This is a genomic window from Pseudomonas sp. S2_F07, assembly GCF_054668325.1.
The window spans coordinates 1768849-1785756 of the sequence record NZ_CP162758.1; the positions used below are offsets into that span (position 1 = coordinate 1768849).

At 61.7% G+C, this 16908-nt stretch carries 20 protein-coding genes; 8 read left to right on the forward strand and 12 right to left on the reverse strand.

Translation table 11 applies throughout. From position 1 onward, the window contains the following. Positions 1-113: 113 nt before the first annotated feature. Both AB4O40_RS07950 and AB4O40_RS07955 read left to right on the forward strand, forming a co-directional pair. Complete coding sequence (locus AB4O40_RS07950) at positions 114-884, forward strand: SDR family oxidoreductase (protein WP_056722422.1); 771 nt, start codon at positions 114-116, stop codon at positions 882-884. 113 nt (positions 885-997) lie between these two features. Continuing rightward, positions 998-1495, forward strand: a complete 498-nt coding sequence (locus tag AB4O40_RS07955) for an SRPBCC family protein (protein WP_056722424.1) — start codon at positions 998-1000, stop codon at positions 1493-1495. Positions 1496-1968: 473 nt separating this feature from the next. Here the strand turns inward: AB4O40_RS07955 and AB4O40_RS07960 are convergent, their stop codons facing one another. From AB4O40_RS07960 to AB4O40_RS07990, 7 genes are read right to left on the reverse strand one after another with little or no spacing between them, the layout of a single operon-like run. Then, the gene (locus AB4O40_RS07960) at positions 1969-2403 is read right to left on the reverse strand and encodes a nuclear transport factor 2 family protein (protein WP_056722426.1); all 435 of its coding nucleotides are present in this window, start codon (positions 2401-2403) and stop codon (positions 1969-1971) included. Beyond that, positions 2400-2789 carry a steroid Delta-isomerase gene (locus AB4O40_RS07965; RefSeq protein WP_460055115.1) on the reverse strand — a complete coding sequence of 130 codons (390 nt, stop codon included), beginning with the start codon at positions 2787-2789 and terminating at the stop codon, positions 2400-2402. The genes AB4O40_RS07960 and AB4O40_RS07965 overlap by 4 nt, the downstream gene beginning before the upstream one ends. Next, positions 2790-3992, reverse strand: a complete 1203-nt coding sequence (locus AB4O40_RS07970) for an acetyl-CoA C-acyltransferase (RefSeq protein WP_056722430.1) — start codon at positions 3990-3992, stop codon at positions 2790-2792. Between the two features lie 29 nt (positions 3993-4021). Next, positions 4022-4480 carry a MaoC family dehydratase gene (locus AB4O40_RS07975; protein ID WP_056722432.1) on the reverse strand — a complete coding sequence of 153 codons (459 nt, stop codon included), beginning with the start codon at positions 4478-4480 and terminating at the stop codon, positions 4022-4024. A 2-nt stretch (positions 4481-4482) separates the two neighbouring features. Beyond that, positions 4483-5265, reverse strand: a complete 783-nt coding sequence (locus AB4O40_RS07980) for an SDR family oxidoreductase (RefSeq protein ID WP_460055109.1) — start codon at positions 5263-5265, stop codon at positions 4483-4485. A 13-nt stretch (positions 5266-5278) separates the two neighbouring features. Beyond that, positions 5279-6472: an acyl-CoA dehydrogenase family protein gene (locus AB4O40_RS07985; RefSeq protein WP_460055106.1), complete on the reverse strand. Its 1194-nt coding sequence runs from the start codon at positions 6470-6472 to the stop codon at positions 5279-5281. Then, positions 6469-7641 (reverse strand): acyl-CoA dehydrogenase family protein, encoded by a 1173-nt coding sequence (locus tag AB4O40_RS07990; protein ID WP_460055103.1) that lies wholly within the window; start codon positions 7639-7641, stop codon positions 6469-6471. Before AB4O40_RS07990 ends, AB4O40_RS07985 begins: the two co-directional genes overlap by 4 nt. 172 nt (positions 7642-7813) lie before the next feature. On the opposite strand from AB4O40_RS07990, the gene AB4O40_RS07995 reads away from it, so the two are divergent. Continuing rightward, positions 7814-8458, forward strand: coding sequence for a YceH family protein (locus tag AB4O40_RS07995; protein ID WP_414912763.1), 645 nt, complete (start codon positions 7814-7816; stop codon positions 8456-8458). Positions 8459-8588: 130 nt separating this feature from the next. Here the strand turns inward: AB4O40_RS07995 and AB4O40_RS08000 are convergent, their stop codons facing one another. Then, a complete protein-coding gene (locus tag AB4O40_RS08000) occupies positions 8589-9107 on the reverse strand; it encodes a cupin domain-containing protein (protein ID WP_056722441.1) in 519 nt (172 codons plus the stop codon). Between the two features lie 9 nt (positions 9108-9116). Continuing rightward, positions 9117-9935, reverse strand: coding sequence for a shikimate 5-dehydrogenase (locus AB4O40_RS08005; RefSeq protein ID WP_409078881.1), 819 nt, complete (start codon positions 9933-9935; stop codon positions 9117-9119). Between the two features lie 246 nt (positions 9936-10181). On the opposite strand from AB4O40_RS08005, the gene AB4O40_RS08010 reads away from it, so the two are divergent. The 3 genes from AB4O40_RS08010 (at position 10182) to AB4O40_RS08020 (ending at position 11293) form a co-directional block, all read left to right on the forward strand. Next, positions 10182-10556 (forward strand): hypothetical protein, encoded by a 375-nt coding sequence (locus AB4O40_RS08010; RefSeq protein WP_056722445.1) that lies wholly within the window; start codon positions 10182-10184, stop codon positions 10554-10556. A 235-nt stretch (positions 10557-10791) separates the two neighbouring features. Further along, complete coding sequence (locus tag AB4O40_RS08015; RefSeq protein WP_056722446.1) at positions 10792-10986, forward strand: hypothetical protein; 195 nt, start codon at positions 10792-10794, stop codon at positions 10984-10986. 115 nt (positions 10987-11101) lie between these two features. Continuing rightward, entirely contained in the window at positions 11102-11293 is a 192-nt protein-coding gene (locus tag AB4O40_RS08020) for a hypothetical protein (RefSeq protein WP_056722448.1), read from the forward strand. Here the strand turns inward: AB4O40_RS08020 and AB4O40_RS08025 are convergent. Beyond that, on the reverse strand, positions 11290-12351 hold the full coding sequence (locus tag AB4O40_RS08025; RefSeq protein ID WP_056722450.1) for an AI-2E family transporter: 1062 nt from the start codon (positions 12349-12351) through the stop codon (positions 11290-11292). The genes AB4O40_RS08020 and AB4O40_RS08025 overlap by 4 nt on opposite strands. A gap of 164 nt (positions 12352-12515) precedes the next feature. Here AB4O40_RS08025 and trhP point away from each other — a divergent pair, with 164 nt between their 5' ends. Continuing rightward, on the forward strand, positions 12516-13841 hold the full coding sequence (gene trhP, locus AB4O40_RS08030; RefSeq protein WP_056722452.1) for a prephenate-dependent tRNA uridine(34) hydroxylase TrhP: 1326 nt from the start codon (positions 12516-12518) through the stop codon (positions 13839-13841). A 102-nt stretch (positions 13842-13943) separates the two neighbouring features. Here the strand turns inward: trhP and AB4O40_RS08035 are convergent, their stop codons facing one another. Then, on the reverse strand, positions 13944-14807 hold the full coding sequence (locus tag AB4O40_RS08035; protein WP_056722454.1) for a LysR family transcriptional regulator: 864 nt from the start codon (positions 14805-14807) through the stop codon (positions 13944-13946). A 96-nt stretch (positions 14808-14903) separates the two neighbouring features. Between AB4O40_RS08035 and AB4O40_RS08040 the strand changes: the two genes are divergently transcribed. Then, positions 14904-15815: a DMT family transporter gene (locus AB4O40_RS08040; protein ID WP_056722456.1), complete on the forward strand. Its 912-nt coding sequence runs from the start codon at positions 14904-14906 to the stop codon at positions 15813-15815. 157 nt (positions 15816-15972) lie between these two features. On the opposite strand, the gene AB4O40_RS08045 is transcribed toward AB4O40_RS08040, so the two are convergent. Next, a complete protein-coding gene (locus tag AB4O40_RS08045) occupies positions 15973-16683 on the reverse strand; it encodes a FadR/GntR family transcriptional regulator (RefSeq protein WP_056722458.1) in 711 nt (236 codons plus the stop codon). Positions 16684-16908 lie beyond the last annotated feature (225 nt).

Genomic DNA, 16908 nt, shown 5'->3' on the forward strand with positions numbered 1-16908 from the left:
GCCGGGTGGTCAACATCGTCCGACAAGACTACCTAGTCCCTTTGGACGTTGGCCTGCACAAGGCTGCGGACCTAGCATCGACGGCATTCCCGAGCGACAAAAAGAGAACTCCCATGCTTGATCCGATGGACTTTCGCGGCAAAGTGGTACTGGTCACCGGCGGTGGTAAAGGTGTCGGACGCGGCATTACTCAGCGCTTTCTGGACTGTGGCGCCGAAGTGGTGATTTGCGGTCGCGAAGCCCCGCCAACCCTGCCTGCCAGTGCCGGGCGTGAGGCGCTGTTCGTGCCCTGCGACCTGCGCGACGTCGAACAGTCCGGGCGCTTGATCGCACAAATCGTCGAGCGTTTCGGTCGCCTCGATGTGCTGGTCAACAACGCCGGGGGTTCGCCGAGTGCCGACGCGGCCACCGCCTCGCCGCGTTTCAGCGAGGCAATCATCCGTTTGAACCTGATCGCACCGCTGAACCTGTGCCAGCAGGCCAACGAGGTGATGCAGGCCCAGGCCGACGGCGGTGCGATCATCAACATCTGCAGCGTCAGCGCCACCCGCCCTTCCCCCGGCACCGCCGCCTATGGCGCGGCCAAGGCCGGACTGCTGAACCTGACCACCTCGCTGGCGGTGGAATGGGCACCGAAGGTGCGGGTCAATGCGGTCACCGCCGGGCTGATTCTCACCGAGCAGGCGGCCATGCATTATGGTGACGACGCGGGCATTGCCCGGGTGGCGGCGACCATTCCATTGCAACGACTGGCGACCCCGGAAGACATTGGCGACACCTGCCTGTACCTGGCCTCGAAGCTGGCCCGTTACGTCAGCGGCGCGGACATCGCGGTGCATGGCGCGGGCGAACGCCCGGCGTTTCTCGACGCGGCTCAATCCTGAAGTGATCGCAGCCTTCGGCAGCTCCTACAATTGAACCTCAATCTCTGTAGGAGCTGTCGAGTAAAACGAGGCTGCGATCTTTCAAGCATTCAAATAACAAGAGGAATTCCGACATGCCCGCAATCGCCAGCCACAGTGTTTTGCTCGATCTCCCACCTCAAGCCGTCTGGGCCAAACTGCGCGACCTGAGCCTCGCCCCGCACTACGTGCCGGGACTGACCGGTTGCCAGTTTCATCCAGGCGCAACGGAAGGCCTCGGCACCAGTCGCCGGGTGTTGCGCAAGGGCGGTCAGTATCTGGATGAAAGCGTGGTGCAGTGGCAGGAAGGCACGGGGTTCGTGTTGCGGTTGCACAAGGGCGGCAATGACTCGCCCTTTCCTTTTCGCCAGGCGAGTTTCAGTTATGCCTTGCAAGCCGATGGCAACGCGACCCGCATCACCCTGCAAATGAATTACAGCCTGCGCGGTGGCAGGCTGTTTGAAAGGTTGCTGGCCAAGTCCTTCAACAAGGTCGTGCAGCAGATTGCCGAGAACCTCAAGGCTTACTACGAAACCGGCCGAACGCAGAATCCGGATATGGCTGTCAGCGCATCCAACATTGATGTCGCCTGACATGCCGCCATCGCGAGCACGCTCGCTCCCACAGGGGATTGGGGATACTCGCAATGCCGGCGTCACCACCAAAAACTGTGGGAGCGAGCTTGCTCGCGATGAGGCCGGCACATCCAACATTGATGTTACCTGACATGCCGCCATCGCGAGCACGCTCGCTCCCACAGGGGATTGGGGATACTCGCAATGCCGGCGTCACCACCAAAAACTGTGGGAGCGAGCTTGCTCGCGATGAGGCCGGCACATTCAACATTGATGTTGCCTGACATGCCGCCTTCGTCGGATCGCCGCCCGGACCAAGCCCGCTCCCACAGGTTCAGTGGCTGTACGCAAAATCAGCGAACCACCCAAATCAACTGTGGGAGCGAGCTTGCTCGCGATGAGGCCGGCACATTCAACATTGATGTTGCCTGACATGCCGCCATCGCGAGCAGGCTCGCTCCCACAGGGGCCACCTCGGGAGTGAGCCGCCTTCAGGAACGCGCCACTTCCGAGTGAGCGGTAAAACGGGTGGCGACGATCTTCCATTGGCCGGCGATACGCTGGTAACGGTCCTGATAGAACCCACCCAATTGCCGCGTCGCCCCGCTCTCACCATCCAGGTTGAAATACCACAGGGCCCAACGGCCCTGGGCCTGATCCTCGCTCAGCACTTCGATTTCCGGGTTGGCGCCGTGATGCAGGTCGATCACCCGCTCATGGCAAGCCAGTTCGCGGTACAGCGCGACAAAACTGTCGCGCTCGCGGAAGATTCCCAACGGCCCATAATCGATCAGCACTGCACCTTCGGCAAAGCAGTCGGCAATCACCTCGACCTGCTTGAGGTCGCAGGCGTTGAGATAGCGATGCTTGAGCTGGCGGATATCCTCCAGCGCTTCCAGGCGGGCGATCCGCTGTTCCAGATTCATGCTGCACCTCGCGCGGTGACGTTAACTTCACTCCAGTAGGCTTTCATCGAGCGGATCTTACCGTCGGCGTCGAACTCCATCACATCGATCACATGCAGCGAGCACGGTTGCTCGCCCCACTCCATGTCGACCCGGAACGGCATCGCGCCGCAACCGTTGAGTGTCGCGCGCACCGGGCCGGTGCGGGTTGCGGAGACTTTCATCGCACCCAGTCCTTCACGGTAAAAACGCGCGATGGCGTCGATGCCCTGCAACGGCGTCTGGCCGACCGGGTCTTCAACGGTGGCGTCTTTGGCGTAGAGCGCGAGGATGCCCTCGATGTCGCTGGCATCCACCAGTTCCACATAGCGAGCCATGGTCGCCTGGATATGTTGTGCGCTGATCATTCAGACCACCTCGAACAGAGCAGCAGCGCCCATGCCGCCACCGATGCACATGCTCACCACCACGTAACGCAAGCCGCGACGCTGGCCTTCGACCAACGCGTGACCAACCATCCGCGCACCGGACATGCCAAACGGATGGCCGATGGAGATCGCCCCGCCGTTGACGTTCAGGCGCTCGGCCGGAATGCCCAGGGTGTCGCGGCAGTACAGCACCTGACAGGCGAACGCTTCGTTCAACTCCCAGAGGCCGATGTGGTCCATGGTCAGGCCGTGGCGCTTGAGCAGCTTGGGGATGGCGTACACCGGGCCGATGCCCATCTCGTCGGAATTGCAGCCGGCGACAGCCATGCCGCGATAGATCCCCAGCGGTTCCAGGCCACGTTTCTCGGCCATTTTCGCGCTCATCAACACCGAAGCCGACGCGCCATCGGACAACTGCGAGGCATTGCCGGCGGTGATGAAACGCCCCTTTTCGCTCCACTGACCGCCCGGCCATACCGGCTCCAGCGCTTTCAGGCTCTGGAGACTGGTGTCGATGCGGTTGCACTCGTCGCGCAGCAAGGTGACGGTTTCATAACGGGTTTCGCCGGTGGCCTTGTCGAACAGGGCCTTGCGGCTGGTCAGCGGCGCCAGCTCGCGGTCGAAGCGCCCGGCGCTCTGGGCCTGTGCGGTGCGCAGCTGGCTCTGGTAGCTGTATTCGTCCTGCTCGTCGCGGGAGATGCCGTAGCGCGCGGAGACGATCTCGGCGGTTTCGATCATCGGGATATAGGCGTGCGGGTCCAGCTCAATCACCGAAGCCGACTGGTTGCGATACAGGTTCTTGTGCTTGTTCTGCACCAGGGAAATCGACTCCAGGCCACCGGCCACGGCGATGTCGATTTCGTCGCACATGATGCCTTTGGCGGCCATGGCGATACTCATCAGGCCCGACGAACACTGGCGCTCGACGGCCATCCCGGCAACCGACGCCGGCAAGCCGCCGGCAATCGCGCACAGGCGGCCCAGGTTATAGGACTGCGTGCCCTGCTGCGCCGCGGCGCCGATGATCACGTCGTCCACTTCACCCGGCTCGATGCCGGCACGGCGCACGGCTTCGCGCACCACGTGGCCGCCCAGTTGCGGCGCTTCGGTGTCATTGAACGCACCGCGAAAGGCTTTGCCGATCGGAGTGCGGGCGGTGGAAACGATGACGGCTTCTTTCATGCTGGATTCCTCGAAAATGCTGTTGAAGGTCAGGCCGGGTAATAGCGACTGATGGTGTCGACCACGACGCCTGGACGTTCCTCGCCGTCGATTTCGACGCTGACACGGATGGTCGCCTGCACGCCGCCTTTCACTTCCTCGACCGCGATCAGTTGCGCACTGCCGCGCACCCGCGAGCCGACGCGCACCACCGAGGGGAAGCGCACCCGCTCACAACCGTAATTGACACCCATGGCCAGGCCGCGGACCTCAACGATCTGCGGCAAGAACAGATTGACCAGCGCCAGGCTCAGGTAGCCGTGGGCGATGCAGGTACCAAACGGGCCGCTGGCGGCCTTGAGCGGATCGACGTGAATCCACTGGTGATCGCCGGTGGCATCGGCGAACTGGTTGATTCGGTCCTGTTCCAGCAACAGCCAGTCACTGGCGCCGAGTGATTCGCCCACGGCGTCGAACAAGGCCATCGGTGTGTCGAAAATACGTGGCATGGTCACGCCCTCTGGCTGGACACCGACAACACTTCGCCGGTCATGTAGGAGCTGTAGTCGCTGGCCAGGAACATCATCACGTTGGCCACTTCCCAGACTTCGGCGGCGCGGCCGAACGCTTCGTTGGCGGCCAGTTGATCGAGCACCGCCTGGGGCGCGGATTTGCGCAGGAAATCGTGCAGGGCAATGCTCGGGCTGACCGCGTTGATGCGGATGCCGTAGTCGGCGGCCTCGACCGCTGCGCAGCGGGTCAGCGCCATCACCCCGGCCTTGGCGGCGGCGTAGTGCGCCTGCTCTTTCTGCGCGCGCCAGCCCAGCACCGAGGCGTTGTTGACGATCACCCCGGCACGCCGCCCCATCATTTTCGGCAGCATGGCGCGGGTCATGCGCATGGTGCCGGTGAGCGTCACGTCGATGACCCGATTCCACTCTTCGTCGGCCATGTCCACCAGCAAGCGCGAGCCGCCAAGCCCGGCGTTGTTGATCAGCACATCGACGCCTTGCAGGTCACGCTCGGCGCAGGCGACCAACTTCTGCACCTGGGCTTCGTCGGCGACGTTGCAGACCTGGCCGAACACCTGTTGCAGCCCGGTGGTTTCGCGGATCTTCAGCACCGCCTCGGCCAACCGGCCTTCGTGGATATCGCTGATCATCAACGCACGGCAGCCTTCTTCGGCAGCGCGCACGGCGGCGGAAAAACCGATCCCGGCACCGGCGGCGGCGGTGATCAGTACCGACTTGCCGCGCAGCAGGCCGCGACCTTCAACATATTGAGGTACAGACATGAACTCTCTCCTTTCAGGCGCGCGGACGCGGCTCTTTGGGCATGCCCAAGGCACGCTCGGCAATGATGTTGCGCTGGATTTCGTTGCTGCCGCCGTAGAGGGTGTCGGCGCGGCTGAACAGGTACAGCGACTGCAAACGGGTGAGTTGGTAAGGTCCGGCTTCGAGCAATTCCGCCTCGGCGCCGAGGACGTCCATCGCCAACTTGCCGAGGCTGGCGTGCCAGGTCGACCAGAACAGCTTGTAGATGGTCGCCTCTTTGCGCAGTGAACCGTCCTGGCTACCCGAGAGCATGCGTAGCGAGTTGTAGCGCATGATCCGCAGCCCGCTCCAGGCTTCGGCCAGGCGCTGACGCAGGATCGGGTCGCGGTCGGCGCCGTTGGCGCGGGCCTTGGCGATGATTTCGTTGAGTTCGTTCTGGAACTGCATCTGCTGGCCGAGGGTCGAGACGCCGCGCTCGAACCCCAGCAGCGCCATGGCGATCTTCCAGCCTTCGCCCGGCTCGCCGATGATGTTGGTGGCGTCGGTGCGGGCATCGTCGAAGAACACTTCGTTGAATTCCGAGGTGCCGGTCAGTTGCTCGATGGGGCGTACGGTGATTTCCGTCTGGGCCATCGGCACCAGCAGGAACGACAGACCGCGATGGCCGACGCTGCCTGGTTCGGTGCGGGCGATGACAAAACACCAGTCCGACTCGTGGGCCAGGGAGGTCCAGACTTTCTGGCCATTGATGATCCAGCTGCCGGAGGTTTCATCCAGCGTTGCACGGGTCTTGACGTTGGCCAGGTCGGAACCGGCGCCCGGCTCTGAATAGCCCTGGCACCAGAACGACGTACCGCTGACGATCCCCGGCAAAAAGCGCTGTTGCTGCTCGACCGTGCCGAACGCGGCGATGGTCGGCCCGGCCAGGCCTTCGCCGATATGGCCCATGCGGCCGGGGCCACCGGCGCGGGCGTACTCCTCGTTGAAGATCACCTGCTGGGTGATCGACAAGCCACGCCCGCCATGTTCCGGCGCCCAGCCGACGCAGGTCCAGCCGCCTTCGGCGAGCTTGCGCTCCCAGGCTTTTCGTTCTTCGGGAAACATGTGCTCGTCGCCCGGCCCGCCGCGAAAACGCAGGGCTTCGAACTCGCCGCAGAGGTTGGCGCTCATCCAGTCGGCCACTTCCCGGCGGAAGCACTCGTCCTGCTCGCTGAAACTGATTTTCATGGCTGCTCTCCCAGAATCACCGAAGCAATGCGCTCGCGATGCCAGGCCGGCAGCCCGAGGAAACTCTCGCTGGCACGGGCGCGCTTGAAGTAGAGGTGCGGGTCGTATTCCCAGGTGAAACCGACGCCGCCATGCAACTGGATCGATTCGGACGCACAAGAGAAGTAAGTCTCGGAGCACTGCGCCTTGGCCAGCGCAGCCGCCAGCGGCAGTTCGGCCGCGACTTGGGGATCACCCTGGGGATCGAGGACTTCCTGGGCCACGCATGCGGCGTAATAACTGGCCGAACGGGCACATTCGACTTGCAGCATCATGTCGGCGGCGCGGTGTTTGAGGGCCTGGAAACTGGCAATCGGGCGACCGAACTGCTGGCGTTCCAGCATGTAGGCCACGCTGAGGTCGAGTACTTGCTGCGCGCCGCCGGTCTGCTCGGCAGCCAGGCCGATACAGGCCAGTTGCAGGACTCGTTCAAGGTGCGGCCAGCCATTGCCGAGTTCACCCAGCAGGCAGCCGGCTTCAAGGTACAGGCCCTTGAGCTGGATCCGCGCCTGACGCCGAGTCTGGTCCATGGTCGGCAACATTTGCCGTTCGATGCCTGCGCGTGCGGCGTTCACGGCAAACAGGCTGATGCCCGTTTCGCCAGTGGTTGCGGGTTGGCGGGCGGCAATGATCAACAGGTCGGCACCATGGCCGTCGAGCACATGCTTGAGGGTACCGTCGAGGACGAACCCGTCGCCTTCAGCCACAACCGTTGCCTGGACATCATCGGCCGACCAGCCGTTGGCACTGCTGAACGCCAGGGTCGCGGTCACGCTGCCGTCGGCAATCGACGGCAACCAGCGCTGCTTCTGTTCATCATTGGCCGCCAGCAATAGCGCAGGGGTGGCCATGCAAGCGGTGGCGAAAAACGGCGAGCACAGCAAACGGCGGCCCATCTGTTCCAGCAGGATCGTCAGCTCGACAAAGCCGAGGCCCAGGCCACCATAGGTTTCGGGGATATGAATGGCCGGCCAGTACATTTCCTGACACAGACGCTGCCAGAGGGCTTCGTCGAAACCCCGTTCACTGACCATCGCCGCGCGTACGGCGGCAGAATCCGAGACATCGGCGAGGAAGCCCTCGGCCGATGCGCGGATCATTTCCTGTTCGTCGCTGAATGCAAACTCCATCGCGGCGCCTTCTGCTCGTTTGGCGGGGCACGCGTGGCGCAACACCCCTTTGAGCATGAAGTTTGGCGCCAGCAGGAGGCGGCAGAATCGTTAGCCTTGCCTAGTCCGAACGGGCGATGTCAAAGTGCGCCCACGCAAGTGAAAAACATGAATCGGCTAAGGATGCAGAACCATGAGCACTGAGCAAGAGACGACTTTCGACGAGCCGCGGCTCAACAGTACGGAAATCCGCATTCTGGGTTCGCTGATCGAGAAACAGGCCACCAGCCCGGAAACCTATCCCCTGACCCTCAATGCCCTGGTGATTGCCTGCAACCAGAAAACCAGCCGCGAGCCGGTGATGAACCTGACGCCTGGCCAGGTCGGCCAGAGCCTGCGCGCCCTCGAAGGACGCGGCTTCACCAGACTGGTGATGGGCAGCCGCGCCGACCGCTGGGAACACAAGGTGGACAAGGCCCTGGAGCTGGTACCGGCACAGGTCATCCTGACCGGGCTGATGTTTCTGCGCGGCCCGCAGACCGTCAATGAACTGCTGACCCGCAGTGGCCGCATGCATGAATTCGAAGACACCGAACAGGTGGTGCATCAACTCGAACGCCTGATTGCCCGGGGCTTGGCCGTGCTGATTCCACGTCAGGCCGGTCAGCGCGAAGACCGCTATACCCACGCCTTGGGTGATCCGGCGGATATCGAGGCGATCATGGCGGCACGGCAAAACCCGACCGAACGGGGTGGCAGCGGGGTTTCGGTTGAACGGATCGAAGAACTGGAAGCGCGGATTGCTGCCCTGGAAGAAAGGCTGGCTCGGCTCGAGTAATCAGGCTACAGAGATCCCGATGTGGGAGCGAGCCTGCTCGCGATGGCGGACTGTCAGTCACATCAATGCCGGATGGGCCGACGCTTTCGCGAGCAAGCCCGCTCCCACAGGGGTTTGGCGGTGTTCGCGCCTATTCGCCGTCCCAGTAATCCACCCCATCGGCTTGCCGGGCAACGGCAACAAAGCCTGACGCATTACCCTCGGCATCCACCTTGAAGTCATCCATCACGGCATACTTGCCGGAATCAGGGTACTCACAGATCTCCGGTGATTGCTGGGTGCTGACGGCCAGGTACCGCAACTCGCCGTTGCTGGTATTGATGATCTGGTGCGCCTTTTCAGGCCCGCCCGGTGGACAGGCGATCACATCACCGGTGCGGATCGGAAAACGCTCGGTTCCCAGGCGTACCTCTCCTTCCCCGGCCACAACGTAGAACATTTCCTCATTGACCCGATGACTGTGGAACGGGCTGCCGCGCATGCCTGGCTCCAGCGCATACAGGCGATAACCCAGCTTTTGCGCCCCCAATTGCTGACCGACTCGGGCCAGGCGCTGTTGATAGCGCCCGGCGGTTTCACCGCCCGGCGCAAACGCTTCGGGCAGCGGTTCAAGTTCGACTGAGTCCAGATTGAGAATGGGGGGATGCATGGACACCTCCTAGCTGCGGGCAAACGCCACGGCCTTCTGGAATTGCTCGTCTGTCGGCCGTACACCGGTATAGAGCACAAATTGCTCCAGCGCCTGGATCGCGATCACTTCAAGCCCGGTGATGACCCGCTTGCCTTCGGCACGAGCGCGCACGATCAGCGGTGTTTCCGATGGGATCGCCACCACATCGAAGACAGTTTCTGCTTTTTCGATCACTTCAGGCTCAAAAGCCAGTTGCTCGGCCTCCGGTCCTCCCGTCATGCCGATCGGGGTAACGTTGACCAGCATTTGCGGGCGACGGCTCCCCAGCTCGGCCTGCCACTCATATCCCAATGACTGCGCCAGCGCTTGTCCGGCGCGCTCGTTGCGGGCCACGATCACGCCGTTTTCATAGCCGCCATCGCGCAAGGCGCTCGCTACGGCCTTGGCCATGCCTCCACTGCCGCGCAAGGCAAAGGTCGAGTCCTTGGGCACCTGGTGTTTTTCCAGTAACTGGGCAACGGCAATGTAGTCGGTGTTGTAGGCCTTGAGATGACCGTCGGTGTTGACGATGGTGTTGATCGATTGAATGGCGGCGGCAGACGCGTCGAGTTCATCCACCAAGGCAATGCAGGCTTCCTTGAATGGCATCGACACGCCACAGCCACGAATCCGCAGGGCGCGAATGCCGGCAACGGCCCCCGTCAGGTCCTGGCTGGCAAAGGCCTTGTAGTAAAAATTCAGGCTCAGTTGTTCATACAGATGATTGTGAAAACGCAGACCAAAGTTCCCGGGGCGTCCTGAAAGGGACATGCACAGCTGGGTGTCTTTGTTGGGGTTCATCTGCATGGGCAAGCTCCTTCAAATGCACTTTTCGGATGGACGGGATTAGCCCTCCATCGGGTTCTGATCGATCATTTAAGTGTGTTATCGCGGCCTTACACGGGTCGGTAAAAAAGTCGCTACAGACCTTACACAAAATTTACCTCGCGGCCGTGCTGTTTTTCGAAAAAAAGCTGTCTTAGAAGTATCCCCGCGACAATCCCTGGGTCTATTGCAGACACAGGCGCCGGGTTGAAGAACCGAGGAACTATCATGATCCGTAAAGTCCCCACAGTAGCCTTGCTGATCGGCACCCTCGCTATCGCAGGACAGGCGCAAGCCGGTCATGGTAATGACGCCGCGGTATTTGGAGCGATCGTCGGTACTGCCATCGTCGGCTCGGCTCTGATCAACGCCAACCGCCCGGTCTATGTCGCACCGCAACCGGTCTACTACCAGCCCGCGCCGGTTTATTACGCGCCACCGCCTCCGGTTTACTACCAGCCGGCCCCGGTCTACGTGCAGCAACCGATCTACTACCGTCCGGCCCCGGTGTACTACGGCCCACCCCGTGGCTACTACGGTCCACCCCGCGGTTACTATGGCCCACCACGGGGCTACTACGGCCACGGCCATGGTCGCTGGTAACGAACGCTTCAAGCCCCGCTGAACCAGCGGGGCTTTTTTATCCCCGTTTGTCGGTACAGGTCTGGATAAATCTCGCCAAGGTCGCTATCGGGACAGTGCCCGTGGCAGAAGTTGGCAAGATGGACTCGACCCGTTTTCTGCCGTGCGGCAAAAAACGGTCATATTTTTGTCATGACAGTTCCGCAAGCTCGGTGCTGTCCGTCGAAAACAGGTTGATAACAACAAGGACGACCACATGCCCACGCAAAACCCGCACCGCATCGTCGGTCTGTGCACCTCCGGCAAGGTGTACAACGCACTGACCGAACTCAAGCACCTGGAAGGTCATCGCAGCGCCAAGTTTCTCTCGCTGCTGGCGCAAAGCCTGGTGCGCAAGGGCCTGCTCAACGAGCAGGAAGTGGTTCATATGCTCGATCAGGTGGTCGACTGACCGACCAACGGTCGTTTGCCCCATCCGGCATCAATGACCACTATCGAAAGCGTTGATTACCCCTCAAGGCACCCGGACCTTAAAGTAACTCCACAGATTGATGGAGGTACTTGTCATGTCCAAGGTTCAGATCATGTCCGTTATCGGCAGCGCCGTCCCCGCACAGCTCAGGGAACTGGGCATGCTCGCCTGCTGGTATCTGGTGCAGGACGGCGTGCAGATCAGCGGCCCGCTCACTTCGCTGCCCGCGGCAAAGGAGCTGTCGCAACGCATCGGCACTGGCCAGTCCGGCAGGCTGAGCGCTTAAGGCAGCTGCACCCGCGGTTTGGTTTCAATGAAAATGGCCCAGCTCGACATGAACAGGGCCGCGATCAACGGGCCGATGACAAAGCCGTTCAGTCCGAAAATCGCCAGGCCGCCGAGGGTCGAGATCAGGATCATGTAGTCCGGCATCCTGGTGTCCTTGCCCACCAGTAACGGCCGGAGCAGGTTGTCCACCAGCCCGATCACGAAGACCCCGAACAATACCAGCACCACGCCCTTCCAGATCGCCCCGGTAAACAGGAAAAACACCGCCACCGGCACCCAGACTATTCCCGCTCCCACCGCCGGCAGCAGCGACAGAAACGCCATCAACACCGCCCAGAGCAATACGCTGGGAATGCCCAGGAACCAGAAGATCAGACCGCCCAGCGCGCCTTGGGTGATCGCCACCAACAGGTTGCCTTTCACAGTGGCCCGCACCACACGATTGAACTTGAGCTGCAATCGGCGTTTCTGCTGCTCCTGCAACGGCACCGCCTGGCGCACCTTTCGCGCGAGTTCCGCACCGTCGCGCAGGAAGAAAAACAGCAGGTACAGCATGATGAAGATACTGACGATGAACTCGAACGTGCCCTGGCCGAAACTGAACGCCTGGGAGGCCAGCACCTGCCCACCGGTCATTGCGCTCTTGACGATTTTCTCCCGCAGCCCGCTCAACTCGCCCAAGCCGAAGCGATCCAGCAGATACTGGAAATACGGTGGCAGGCTGTGCTTGAGCTGCGACACGTACCCGGCGATATCGAGTTCACCGCTCTCGACGCGTTTGTAGAGTACCGCCCCCTCCTGGACCAGCAAGGTGCTGATGATGATCACCGGTAGAATCGCGATCACCAGGCAAATGCTCAATGTGCACAGCGTCGTGAGGTTGCGTTGCCAGCCGAACTTCAGTTGCAGTCGGCTCTGCAGTGGCGCAAAGACGATGCTGAGGATCACCGCCCAGAACACCGCGCCGTAAAACGGCAGCAGGATCCAGATGAAGGCAGCACTCACCAGCACCAGCAAAACCGTCAGCGATTTGTCTTGCAGTGTCGTTTCGTTCATGTCCGATCCGTGCCAGTCAGTCAGGACGAAAAACTTTCGCCTTGATGTTTAGTCCGCCACGGCTCGCGCGAGTGCCATCAGTTTATTGATCAGGCATAGATCCAGGTCAATAAAGCCGTGGCACAGGGCATTTACCCTGTGCGGCTTTTGCGACCGACACTGCCATGAACCTCACCGCGCCTGAACTGCTCGCCCCCGCCGGCACCTTGAAAAACATGCGTTACGCCTTCGCCTACGGCGCCGATGCCGTGTACGCCGGCCAGCCGCGCTACAGCCTGCGGGTGCGCAACAATGAATTCGACCACGCCAACCTGGCCCTCGGCATTCGCGAGGCACAGGCCCAGGGCAAGCGCTTCTACGTGGTGGTGAACATCGCGCCGCACAACGCCAAGCTCAAGACCTTCCTCAAGGACCTTGAACCGGTGATCGCCATGGCCCCGGATGCGCTGATCATGTCCGACCCTGGCCTGATCATGCTGGTGCGCCGGCACTACCCGCAAATGCCGGTCCACCTTTCGGTGCAGGCCAATACGGTGAACTGGGCGAGCGTCGAGTTCTGGCAGCAGCAAGGCCTGAGCCGGATCATCCTGTCCCGGGAGCTGTCCCTGGAAGAAATCGCCGAGATCCGCAAGCAAGTGCCGGCCATGGAACTGGAAGTGTTCGTGCACGGCGCGTTGTGCATGGCCTATTCCGGGCGCTGCCTGCTGTCGGGCTATATGAACAAGCGTGACGCCAATCAGGGCAGTTGCACCAATGCCTGTCGCTGGAAATATTCGGCGCAACCGGCCACAGAAAACACTCTCGGCGAGATCGTGCAGCAGTATCAACCGGAACCCACCCTGGGCATCGGGGCGCCCACCGGGCAGGTGTTCCTGTTGCAGGAAGCCAATCGTCCCGGCGAACAGATGCCGGCCTTCGAAGACGAACATGGCACTTACATCATGAACGCCAAGGACCTGCGCGCCGTGCAGCACGTCGAACGCCTGGCCCACATGGGCGTGCACTCCCTGAAAATCGAAGGCCGGACCAAATCGCACTTTTATTGCGCGCGCACCACCCAGGTTTATCGCCGCGCCATCGACGATGCGCTGGCGGGCCGGGCCTTCGACCGCGGCCTGATGACCGACCTGGAATCCCTCGCCCAGCGCGGCTATACCGAAGGCTTTCTGCGCCGGCATGTGCATGACGAGTACCAGAACTACCAGAACGGCAGCTCGGTCTCGGAGCGCCAGCAGTTTGTCGGTGAACTGACCGGGCAGCGGCGGGATCGCCTGGCCGAGGTCAAGGTGAAGAACCGTTTCGGCCTGGGCGATCACATGGAGCTGATGACGCCCAAGGGCAACTTCCACTTCGATCTGCATCAGTTGCAAAACGCCAGGGGCGAAGGGATCGAGGTAGCGCCGGGGGATGGGCATACGGTGTACTTGCCGATACCGGATGCAGTGGATCTGGGTTTTGGCCTGCTAATGCGAGATATCGGCACACCGTAACCCCCCCTGTAGGAGCTGCCGAAGGCTGCGATCTTTTGACGTTGCCTTTCAAGATCAAAAGATCGCGGCCTTCGGCAGCTCCTACATTGGCTGATCCTGAACCTAGGCAAACTCCTCGCGCAGCATCGCCACAAACGCTTCACGCGCCGGGTGCACCCCGGCGTTTTCGTGCCAGTAGAACAGGTTGTCGACGGCGGTCAGTTCGGGGAATTCAAACCCCACACAGCCGGCGCCTTTGGCGTATTGGTCGAACACGCCCTTGGGCACCAGTGCCACGCCGGCCCCGGCACTGACGCAACCGACAATCGCACCATAACTGGCCAGGCTGACAATCGGCAGCGCCTGGCCCTGTCGCAACAACCAATGCTCCAGCGCCGCCCGGTATGGGCAACCCTGGGGCCACATGAACACGGTCTGGTCTTGCAGATCGCTGACGTCCCGCAGCGGCCCCAGGGAGGTCGAGGCGATCAGTAGCAGCTCTTCGCGGTACATCGGCGTGCGCTTGAGGTGTGAACGCTCGACATCCACCGCCACGATGGCGCCGTCGAGCTTGTGATTGAGCGTGTCGTCGAGCAACTGCCCCCAGGAGCCGGTGGTCAGCTCCAGCGCCACCTGCGGGAAACGCTTGTGGAATTTCGCCAGCAGGCGCGGCAATCGCCCGGTGGCCGACGACTCGATGGCACCGATGCGCAACGGCCCCGAGGGCTCGGCCGACGGGTCGACCGCGCGCTTGGCCTCGGCGGTGAGGGCAAGAATTTTCGAGGCGTAGGCCAGGAAGGTTTGCCCCGACGGGCTGATGCGCAGCCCTCGGCCCTCACGCAGAAACAGCGCGACACCCAGTTCGGCCTCAAGGGCCTTGATCCGTGCCGTGATGTTCGACGGCACGCAATGCAGTAATTCGGCCGCGCGGGCGATGCTGCCGACATCGGCCACGGTCTTGAACATGCGAATCTGTGCCAGCTCCATACATCACCCACAGTGAACGATTAGCGCAGTATAAGTCAGTTGTGGCGAACGATCCGCTTTCTGATACTCGGTGCATCCGCCCACAGGTGCACGACCATGAAGCCGCTCACACCCTCCCCCGTTTCCCCCTGGAAAATCATCCTGGCCATGGCGTTTGTCGTGGCGTGCTGGGGCTATTCCCCGACCGGCATCCATATCGGCTTGCAGGCCTACGACCCCGTGCACCTGGCGCTCCTGCGCTTCCTGCTGGCTTCTGTGTTCATGGCGGTGGTCGCGATGTTCAAGGGCATTCGCCTGCCGAGCCTGCGCGATCTGCCGCTGATGTTCGGTCTGGGTTTCTTCGCGGTGAGCCTGCACCACGTGGCGATCAACTTCGGGCAACAAGGTGTCAGTGCTGGCGCTTCGAGCGTCCTGGCCCAGACCACGCCGCTGTTCAGCACGCTGATCGCGCGCTTCGTGTTCAAGGATCAGGTGAGCCTGTGGCGCTGGGGATGCGTGCTGCTCGGGTTGTTGGGCGTGGTGATTGTGGTGGCGGGCGATCATGGCCTGGGCAGCATTGATGCCCACGGTTTGCTGATCCTGCTGGCGGCGGTGTCCTGGAGCCTCTACTTTGCCCTGCAAAAGCATCACACCGGACGTTACGACGGGCTGACACTGGTGTGTTACACGGTGTGGTCCGGAACGGCGCTGTTGCTGGTTTTCTTGCCCGGCCTGGCAGATCAAGTCGCCCTGGCACCGATGCGCGTGCAGTTTGCGGTGATTGCCCTGGGGATATTCCCCAGCGCCCTGGCGTACCTGGCCTGGGCCTATGTGCTGGCGCATGTCGATTTGAGCCGGGCGACGATGACCCTGTATCTGACGCCGCCGACGGCGATGGTGATTGCATCCTATGCGCTTGGTGAGCGGCCGACATTGATGATCGTGGTCGGCGGGCTGGTGGTGTCGGCGAGTGTGCTGGCGCTGAATCTGGAGCGGCGGGCTTTGGTTGTTAAGGCTGTCAGGGTCTGATCCAGGTTTTTTGCTGCCTGGACTGACGTCTTCGCGAGCAAGCCCGCTCCCACAGGTTTTGAGTCGTACTCAAGCACTACGGCATGCATAAAACCCCTGTGGGAGCGGGCTTGCTCGCGAAGAACGATGACTCGGTGCCACTGAAGAACAGACAACCTCAGCTAGCCGAAAACCGGTCGCGACTGTTGGTCAGGTGCAGCCACATCGCCGCCCGCGCCGCGTCCGGGTCCTGGCGCTTGATGGCATTGAGAATCGCCTCGTGCTCGAGGTTGGCCAACTGGCCGAGCTTGCTCAAGTCCACCGCGCCACGCTCGGCGGCATTGACCCGGGTGCGCGGGATCATTGCACTGCCCAGATGCTGCATGATTTCAGTGAAGCAAACGTTGCCGGTGGCTTCGGCGATCAGCAGATGAAAACGCCGGTCCGCTTCGACACAGCTGTCGTTGTTGGCCAGCAGGCTTTGATAGTCGTCCAGCGCTTCACGCATCTGCGCCAGTTGCAGGTCGGTACGGCGCGTTGCCGCCAGCGCCGCCGCCTGTGTTTCCAGACCCATGCGCAACTCCAGAATGCTGCGCACCCCCAACGCGGTATCGACATTCAGCCGCAGCCCCTGCTCCGGCGCGCGCTCGATCACGAACGTGCCAATGCCGTGCCGGGTTTCCACCAGCCCCGAGGCCTGCAACTTCGAGATCGCCTCACGCACCACCGTGCGACTGACCCCGTGTTCCTGAACGATGGTGTTTTCCGACGGTAGCTTGTCGCCGGGCAACATCTGGCCGAGCAGGATGCGCTGGGTCAGTTTCTCCACCAGGTCATGGGCCAGGTTGTGGCTGCGCTTGCGAGCGGGTACTTCGAGGTCTTCTTGCATGGTGGTGTCCGGAAATCAGGGCTATCGAATCGTAGCACCGCGCCAGACGGGAATCCTGAAAAATCTCGACCATCTTGTATGACAACACTCAACAATTAGCCCATTTTGATTCGTTTCAAGGGCTATCCGCCACCACCAATAGAATAAAAAACCTCTGCTAAAGCGCCATTTCATTGAATAAACGTGGTTGCAAGATGAAAAAACCTAGTTGTATGATGTCTATCA

What these genes read in the sequence shown, in the direction of transcription:
- AB4O40_RS07970 (WP_056722430.1), bottom strand. Translation starts at nt 3,992, where the DNA reads ATGAAAGAAGCCGTCATCGTTTCCACCGCCCGCACTCCGATCGGCAAA.
- AB4O40_RS08045 (WP_056722458.1), bottom strand. Translation starts at nt 16,683, where the DNA reads ATGCAAGAAGACCTCGAAGTACCCGCTCGCAAGCGCAGCCACAACCTG.
- AB4O40_RS08005 (WP_409078881.1), bottom strand. Translation starts at nt 9,935, where the DNA reads ATGCAGATGAACCCCAACAAAGACACCCAGCTGTGCATGTCCCTTTCA.
- AB4O40_RS08020 (WP_056722448.1), top strand. Translation starts at nt 11,102, where the DNA reads ATGTCCAAGGTTCAGATCATGTCCGTTATCGGCAGCGCCGTCCCCGCA.
- AB4O40_RS07965 (WP_460055115.1), bottom strand. Translation starts at nt 2,789, where the DNA reads ATGATCAGCGCACAACATATCCAGGCGACCATGGCTCGCTATGTGGAA.
- AB4O40_RS07995 (WP_414912763.1), top strand. Translation starts at nt 7,814, where the DNA reads ATGAGCACTGAGCAAGAGACGACTTTCGACGAGCCGCGGCTCAACAGT.
- trhP (WP_056722452.1), top strand. Translation starts at nt 12,516, where the DNA reads ATGAACCTCACCGCGCCTGAACTGCTCGCCCCCGCCGGCACCTTGAAA.
- AB4O40_RS08025 (WP_056722450.1), bottom strand. Translation starts at nt 12,351, where the DNA reads ATGAACGAAACGACACTGCAAGACAAATCGCTGACGGTTTTGCTGGTG.
- AB4O40_RS07955 (WP_056722424.1), top strand. Translation starts at nt 998, where the DNA reads ATGCCCGCAATCGCCAGCCACAGTGTTTTGCTCGATCTCCCACCTCAA.
- AB4O40_RS07950 (WP_056722422.1), top strand. Translation starts at nt 114, where the DNA reads ATGCTTGATCCGATGGACTTTCGCGGCAAAGTGGTACTGGTCACCGGC.
- AB4O40_RS07975 (WP_056722432.1), bottom strand. Translation starts at nt 4,480, where the DNA reads ATGCCACGTATTTTCGACACACCGATGGCCTTGTTCGACGCCGTGGGC.
- AB4O40_RS07980 (WP_460055109.1), bottom strand. Translation starts at nt 5,265, where the DNA reads ATGTCTGTACCTCAATATGTTGAAGGTCGCGGCCTGCTGCGCGGCAAG.
- AB4O40_RS08010 (WP_056722445.1), top strand. Translation starts at nt 10,182, where the DNA reads ATGATCCGTAAAGTCCCCACAGTAGCCTTGCTGATCGGCACCCTCGCT.
- AB4O40_RS08015 (WP_056722446.1), top strand. Translation starts at nt 10,792, where the DNA reads ATGCCCACGCAAAACCCGCACCGCATCGTCGGTCTGTGCACCTCCGGC.
- AB4O40_RS07960 (WP_056722426.1), bottom strand. Translation starts at nt 2,403, where the DNA reads ATGAATCTGGAACAGCGGATCGCCCGCCTGGAAGCGCTGGAGGATATC.
- AB4O40_RS07990 (WP_460055103.1), bottom strand. Translation starts at nt 7,641, where the DNA reads ATGGAGTTTGCATTCAGCGACGAACAGGAAATGATCCGCGCATCGGCC.
- AB4O40_RS07985 (WP_460055106.1), bottom strand. Translation starts at nt 6,472, where the DNA reads ATGAAAATCAGTTTCAGCGAGCAGGACGAGTGCTTCCGCCGGGAAGTG.
- AB4O40_RS08035 (WP_056722454.1), bottom strand. Translation starts at nt 14,807, where the DNA reads ATGGAGCTGGCACAGATTCGCATGTTCAAGACCGTGGCCGATGTCGGC.
- AB4O40_RS08000 (WP_056722441.1), bottom strand. Translation starts at nt 9,107, where the DNA reads ATGCATCCCCCCATTCTCAATCTGGACTCAGTCGAACTTGAACCGCTG.
- AB4O40_RS08040 (WP_056722456.1), top strand. Translation starts at nt 14,904, where the DNA reads ATGAAGCCGCTCACACCCTCCCCCGTTTCCCCCTGGAAAATCATCCTG.